This window comes from Streptomyces sp. NPDC029466, from assembly GCF_055574515.1.
Window position 1 is genome coordinate 1 of the sequence record NZ_JBVHZH010000101.1, and the last position, 6,727, is coordinate 6,727.

Genomic DNA, 6,727 nt, shown 5'->3' on the forward strand with positions numbered 1-6,727 from the left:
CCTCTCGCCGGTAGCCATGGGGAACTCCGCGGCTACCGGTGACACGGCGGAACGTTCTCCCAGCCCGGGCTGAGGGAGAGGCGTCGGGCCATGACGTTCTCCCGGCCGCCGTCCGGCAGCACGTCGCCGAGCTGTCCGGTGTCCGCGAATCCATGGCGCCGGTACAGCGCGACCGCGGGTGCGTTCCCGGGCGTCACGGCGAGCTCCACCACCTCGGCCCGCTCCCGCTCGGCCCACCCCACGACCGCCTCGATCAGCCGGTCGCCCACGCCGCGCCCCCGGGCCTTCTCGGCGACCCACAGGGAGATCAACTCGACGACGCCGTCCCGCGGGCCGGGGACACCGCTGACCATCCCGGCCGGTTCCCCATCCCACAGCGCGAGGAGGTTGTACGAGCCGGAAATGCTCAGCCGGCCGCGCCACCGCTCCTCCCGGTCGCCGTCACCCTGCCAGTCCGCCAGCGTGGAGCCGAAGGCGTACGGCGCCTCGGCGAGCGCAGCCAGCCTGAGCTCGCGCCAGCTGCCCCAGTCGTCCGCTGTCAGTACCGCCAACTCGATCATGCACGGAGACTGCCCCGGAAGGAGCGCCGTCGGCAACTCCGTATCCGCGCGGGACGACGCCGACGTCACGGGGCGGCGGGCCGGGCCCCGGGCCGCCCGTCATCACCCCCTGCCAGCGGCGTGACGCCCCGCGGATATGGATGCACTGACGGACAGTCCGTGATCCGCAGGATGTCCGCCAGAGTCGCTCGATCCTCGCGAGGCGCTCCGGCCGCGGGCCGCGCCGCTGGAGTCGGTCGCCGAGGGGGCGCGGGCCGGCGAGGCCGGTGGCGCGGCGAGGTGGACGCAGCCACACGACGATCACCGTCACGCCGCCGCGCGGCTGGAGCGTCCACGACGACTATCGACGGATAGCCGCATTCCTGATCTTGTGTAGCAGATCAGTACAGTCACCAATATCATGGACATTGCTGGCGCACCCGCGTGCCAGACAGGCACGTGAAGTCGGTGCGGAAGGGCGATCGACTCGGGGACGGGATGCCTATGGATCAGGCCGCTGGTCCGGCGCGGACCGTCATCCTGACTGTGGACGACGACCCGGGCGTATCGCGTGCTGTCGCCCGCGACCTGCGGCGTCGCTACGGCGAGTCGTACCGGATCGTACGAGCGGAGTCCGGCGAGTCCGCCCTTGCCGCCCTGCGTGAGCTGAAGCTGCGCGGCGCGCCCGTCGCGGTGATCGTCGCCGACTACCGGATGCCGAAGATGAACGGCATCGAGTTCCTTGAGCAGGCTCTCGACATCTACCCCGGGGCCCGGCGGGTCCTGCTGACCGCGTACGCGGACACCAACGCGGCAATCGACGCGATCAATGTCGTCGACCTCGACCACTACCTTCTCAAGCCCTGGGAGCCGCCCGAGGAGAAGCTCTACCCCGTCGTCGACGATCTCTTGTCGGCGTGGCGGGCCGGCGACCACCGGCCGGTGACCGTCACCAAGGTCGTCGGACACCGCTGGTCGGCGCGTTCCTCGGCCGTACGGGAGTTTTTGGCCCGCAACCAGGTGCCCTACCGCTGGTACTCCTCCGACGATCCGGAAGGCCGGCGGTTGCTGTGTGCCGCCGGCGAGGAGGGCCTGCGGCTCCCGCTGGTGATCACTCCGGACGGCACGGCCCTGATCGAGCCCGAGGACCGGGAGCTCGCCACCCGGGTCGGCCTCGCGACGACCCCCGCAACCGACTTCTACGACCTCGTCATCATCGGCGGCGGACCAGCCGGTTTGGGTGCGGCGGTGTACGGGGCTTCCGAGGGCCTGCGGACCGTCCTCGTGGAACGCTCCGCGACCGGAGGCCAGGCGGGCCAGAGCTCGCGTATCGAGAACTATCTCGGTTTTCCGGATGGAGTGTCCGGGGCGCAGCTCACCGACCGGGCCCGGCGTCAGGCGGCGAAGTTCGGTGCCGAGATGCTGACCGCGCGCGAGGTCACCGGTCTGGAAGTCAATGGCGCGTCACGCGTCGTCCGCTTCTCGGACGGCTCCGCTGTCGCCGCGCACTCCGTCATCCTCGCGACCGGTGTGTCATACCGGCAACTGGATGCACCGCACGTGGCCGAGCTGACCGGTTGCGGCGTGTTCTACGGCTCAGCCCTGACCGAAGCGGCCGCGTGCCAGGGCCAAGATGTGTACATCGTCGGCGGCGCGAACTCCGCGGGCCAGGCAGCGATATACCTGTCCCGGAGCGCCAAGTCGGTCACCGTACTGGTGCGTAAGCCGTCCTTGTCCACGTCGATGTCGCACTACCTCATACAGCAGGTCGACGAGACACCCACGATCTGTGTGCGCACCAACACGGTCGTCGACGCCGTCCGTGGCTCGCGTCAACTGGAACAGATCACCCTGCACGACACGGCGACCGGCCACACCGAACTCGTCGACGCCCAGTGGATGTTCGTCTTCATCGGCGCAGCCCCGCTGACCGACTGGCTGGAGGGCACGGTGCTCAGGGACTCCCGTGGGTTCATCCTGACCGGCCCCGATCTGACCGCGGACGGGCGACCGCCGGCCGACTGGGAGTTGGACCGGCCGCCCTACCACTTGGAAACAAACGTCCCGGGAGTGTTCGTGGCCGGGGACGCCCGCGCGGAGTCCGCCAAGCGTGTCGCTTCCGCGGTGGGAGAGGGAGCCATGGCAGTCATGCTCGCCCACCGATATCTGGAGCAGTCATGAACGGCCGGCCGATGCCGTGCAGCCAGGAGGAACTCGGCTCACTGTTCCTGTTCGAGAAGCTGGCCCCCGACCAGATCGCCCGACTCTGCCGGGAAGGCCGTGTGGAGGAGTGCGAACCCGGGCCCGTGTACGAGGAGGGCGACGCCGCCACGTGCTTCTACGTGCTGCTCGAAGGGACCATCGTTCTCTCGCGCCGGGTCGGGGACTACGACGTGGAGACCAACCGGAGTTCCAGCCGCGGGGTGTATGCGGGAGCCTTCCAGGCCTACCTGGGAGACCGCCTGCGGCAGGTGTACAACAGCTCCCTGCACGTCCTTGAGCCCACCCGCTTCTTCGTGCTGCCGGCAGAGACCTTCGCCGCGATCATGCACGAGTGGTTTCCCATGGCCGTGCACCTGCTGGAAGGCCTCTTCTTCGGCACCAAGAGCGCCCAGGAGGCCGTCGGCCAGCGCGAACGGCTGCTGGCTCTCGGGTCGCTGTCCGCCGGGCTGACTCATGAGCTGAACAACCCGGCCGCCGCAGCCGTGCGAGCCACCTCCGCGCTCCGCGAGCGTGTTGCCGGGATGCGCCACAAGCTCGGCATCATCGCGGCACGCCCGTACCGGCACGACAGCCTGGAGACACTCATCGACGTCCAAGAACGCACGGCCGAGCGCGTCGCGAAGGCCACGACCCTGAGCCCGCTGGAAGCCTCGGACCGGGAGGACACCATTTCCGACTGGCTGGAGGACCACGGTATCGGGGACGGCTGGCAGCTCGCGCCGACCTTCGTGCAGGCCGGCCTCGACACCGACTGGCTGGACCAGATCGCCGCAGCCGTGGACACGGACACCCTCGAAGGTGCCGTGCGCTGGCTCAACTACACCGTCGAAACCGAATTGTTGATGAACGAGATCAAGGAGTCGACCAACCGTGTCTCGGCCCTGGTCACCGCGGCCAAGCAATACTCGCAACTCGACCGAGCGCCCTTCCAGGTCACCGACGTGCATGAACTGCTGGACAGCACCCTGCTGATGGTCTCCGCGAAGATCGGCCCCCACATCACCGTCGTCAAGGACTACGACCGCAGCCTGCCGAAGATCCCGGCCTATCCCAGCGAGCTCAACCAGGTATGGACGAATCTGATCGACAACGCCCTCTCGGCGATGAACAGTACGGACACCGACGGCACGTTGACCGTACGAACCGCACGCGAGGGAGACCATCTGCTCGTCGAGTTCTGCGACACCGGCCCCGGCGTCCCCCCGGAGATCCGTGACCGCATCTTCGATCCTTTCTTCACCACCAAACCGGTGGGTGAGGGAACAGGTCTCGGCCTGGACATCACCTGGCGCATCGTCGTCAACAAACACAACGGGGACCTGCGGTTCCACTCCGTCCCCGGCGACACCCGCTTCCAGGTACGCCTCCCGCTGGCCTCCGCCAACCCCCATCCCCCTCAGGAGCCGTCATGACTTCCCCGAACGGAATCGACCCCTCGGTCCCACCCAGCGGACCCGGATGCGCCGAGTGCGACGCCGCCGGCGGCTGGTGGTTCCACCTGCGACGCTGCGCACAGTGCGGCCACATCGGCTGTTGCGACGACTCACCCGCCAAGCACGCGACGGCCCACGCCCGGGTCACCCGGCACCCGTTGATCCGCAGCTTCGAACCGGGCGAATCCTGGTTCTACAACTACGACACCAAGGAGGCGTACGCCTCAGGCCCACCCCTCGCTCCCCCGGAGAGCCACCCGGCCGACCAGCCCACCCCCGGCCCCGCGGGACGCGTCCCGAAGGACTGGGCCGAGCGCCTGGGCTAGTGCAGAAGGACCCCGGGAGCTATCTCGCTCAACCGGCCGGGGGCCTCGCTCGTCACGGACCCGTGTCACGAGCCCGGTCGGTGACCACTCCGAAGGAGCTCAGTGGGCCCTGTAGCGGGTGGCGAGTGCGTGGAACGCTTGCTTCGGTTCCCAGGGCATGTCGGGGTAGGTGCGCTTGTCGGCGGGATAGCCACTGTGCTCGTCCAGGACTTTGACGATGCCGTAGGAGGCGAGGTCCTCGTCCGGTCCGGAAGTCCGGTGGGGTGTGCTGAAACCGGCGAAGCTGAACCAGAAGACGGAATCGACACCCTCCCCCTCGAAGACGGTCATGAGATCGTCGAGGTAGCGGACCTGCTCGCCCTCGTCGCGCACCAGGCCGGGTTTGAGGGTGACGCCGTCGGCCTCCCTCGCCATGTACCAGCCGGCGCCGCCGTGCTCGCTCGCTCCCCGGTAGGTGCAGCAGCCGGCCTCCATGATGGCGACGGGCTTGCCGTGGCCGCATTCCTTGCGCAGGTCGGTGCGGTAGGTGGCCGCATTGCGCAGGCTACGGAAGGCGTCCAGGCCGACGATGTCGAACGGGGCCCAGTCCACGCCGTCCAGAGGGCAGGAGGCGTAACTCACGCGGCCGCCGAAGCGGGGATGCACGGCGTCGACGACCTCCCCCAGGAAGGCGTTGACCTTGTCGGGGATGCCCTGGAGCGCGGCTTCGCGGCCGGGGCCCGCCAGGACCGGAATGCGCTCGTTCAGTGTGTCCCCGGGCAGATATCCGCGGGCGAACACGCTGAGTTCGCAGCCGGTGACGAGGACGACCTCGGCGCCGTCGCGCCGCAGTCGCTCCGCCCGCTCGGCGCAGTCGGTGAACAGCGGCAGCATCTCGGCGTTCGACAGCTCGCAGGGAAACGGCGAGAACCAGACCTCCAGGCCCGCCTCCGCCGCGTACCGCGCCGTAGTCTCGATACGGTCCGGATCGCCCCCGGTGATACGGACAGCGGTGCAGTGCAGGTCCTCCGCGACGACACGCATGTCCCGTTCGACGTCCTGAACGTCGAAGACGGGACGCGACGTGTCGCCGTTGGGAAAGGTGCCGGTGTCGTAATGGATGCCCTTGCCGCGCAACATGACGAATGCCTCCAGTGGGATGACTGTGTCTGCCGTACGGCGTCATCGTCCAAGTTGCCGCTGCGTCAGCGTCAAGGGCACGCCTCTCCAGAAGCCTTGCGTGTCTCACCCGGCCAGCTCCTGACCATCGCAGCCCCTGGACCAGACCCTGGTTCCCGCCCAGACACCGAGATGTTTCTCCCACTCGTCCCGAGTGAGTTCGTACTCGACTTCGCCGTGCTCGGAGCCCTCGATCGCCTCCAGCCAGTCACCGGTGAAGTGCCTGACGAAGTGCAGGCCCGACTTCTCCATGACACGGCGTGAGCGGGTGTTGACGGTCATGGTGTTCGCCATGACCCGCTGGACCCCCAGTTCCGTGAACCCCTTGGCGGTCAGGGCCCGGGATCCCTCGGTGGCGTACCCGCGTCCCCATGCCGCGCGATTCAGTCGATAGCCGAGTTCGACCACGGCGGAGCTGTGCTCCTCCAGCGGCCGGAACTCGAACCAGCCCAGGAAGGAACCGGTGGCCTTCTCCTGCGCGGCCCAGTAGCCGCGGGTCCCCCAGCACGGGTAATCGTGCAGGAACCGGGGCAGGGTCCGCGTCTGGATCGCCTCACGGCTGGTGGGGCGCCCGCCATTGATGAAGCGCATGACCTCGGGGCCGTTGTTCAGGGCGAACAGGCGGTCGGCATCGGCCGGCGTGAACGCGCGCAGGATGAGCCTGTCGGACTCCAGGAAGATGGGCATGCCGCGATCATCGCCACGGGCGGGTCGGCACCGCGACCGGTTTTCAGACCGGTGGCCGGCAACGGTGCCCATGCTGCGCGGGCCTCGGACAGGTCGACCATGACGCCCCGTTCGAAGCGGGCTTCCGCCCGGACGACGGCGACTGGTGGGGTGCGTTCACGGCCCGCCGGCGTTCCTGGGCAGACTCGACGAGCTGGAAGACCATGGCCAGGGCAGCGGTGCGAGAGCCGACCCCGCGGGTGGCCTTGGTCCGCAGGTGGACTCCGGTCCGGTCAGGAGCAGGTCGGTGTTGGGCGCCTGGTCGTCTGTCAAGGCGCGTACGGCGACGGCGGCGATGTCGTCGGCGTCGACGAAGCCGACC

6 protein-coding genes and 2 pseudogenes are annotated in these 6,727 nt (G+C 68.7%); 3 read left to right on the plus strand and 5 right to left on the minus strand.

Features of this window, described 5'->3' with window-relative positions; genetic code table 11:
• Positions 1-32: 32 nt before the first annotated feature.
• On the minus strand, positions 33-560 hold the full coding sequence (locus tag ACZ4XD_RS36880; RefSeq protein WP_468049888.1) for a GNAT family N-acetyltransferase: 528 nt from the start codon (positions 558-560) through the stop codon (positions 33-35).
• A 483-nt stretch (positions 561-1,043) separates the two neighbouring features.
• Here ACZ4XD_RS36880 and ACZ4XD_RS36885 point away from each other — a divergent pair, with 483 nt between their 5' ends.
• From ACZ4XD_RS36885 to ACZ4XD_RS36895, 3 genes are read left to right on the plus strand one after another with little or no spacing between them, the layout of a single operon-like run.
• Entirely contained in the window at positions 1,044-2,720 is a 1,677-nt protein-coding gene (locus tag ACZ4XD_RS36885; protein WP_468049890.1) for an NAD(P)/FAD-dependent oxidoreductase, read from the plus strand.
• Entirely contained in the window at positions 2,717-4,174 is a 1,458-nt protein-coding gene (locus ACZ4XD_RS36890; RefSeq protein ID WP_468049892.1) for an ATP-binding protein, read from the plus strand. The genes ACZ4XD_RS36885 and ACZ4XD_RS36890 overlap by 4 nt, the downstream gene beginning before the upstream one ends.
• Positions 4,171-4,521: a UBP-type zinc finger domain-containing protein gene (locus ACZ4XD_RS36895; protein WP_468049894.1), complete on the plus strand. Its 351-nt coding sequence runs from the start codon at positions 4,171-4,173 to the stop codon at positions 4,519-4,521. Before ACZ4XD_RS36890 ends, ACZ4XD_RS36895 begins: the two co-directional genes overlap by 4 nt.
• 99 nt (positions 4,522-4,620) lie before the next feature.
• Here the strand turns inward: ACZ4XD_RS36895 and ACZ4XD_RS36900 are convergent, their stop codons facing one another.
• The 4 genes and pseudogenes from ACZ4XD_RS36900 to ACZ4XD_RS36915 all read right to left on the minus strand — a co-directional run.
• Positions 4,621-5,640 carry a hypothetical protein gene (locus ACZ4XD_RS36900; RefSeq protein ID WP_468049896.1) on the minus strand — a complete coding sequence of 340 codons (1,020 nt, stop codon included), beginning with the start codon at positions 5,638-5,640 and terminating at the stop codon, positions 4,621-4,623.
• 105 nt (positions 5,641-5,745) lie between these two features.
• A complete protein-coding gene (locus ACZ4XD_RS36905) occupies positions 5,746-6,366 on the minus strand; it encodes a GNAT family N-acetyltransferase (RefSeq protein WP_468049899.1) in 621 nt (206 codons plus the stop codon).
• A 71-nt stretch (positions 6,367-6,437) separates the two neighbouring features.
• Positions 6,438-6,628: pseudogene (locus ACZ4XD_RS36910) on the minus strand (IS256 family transposase); the annotation flags it as partial.
• Positions 6,625-6,727 (minus strand): annotated as a pseudogene (locus tag ACZ4XD_RS36915) (ergot alkaloid biosynthesis protein); the annotation flags it as partial. The pseudogenes ACZ4XD_RS36915 and ACZ4XD_RS36910, both read right to left, overlap by 4 nt.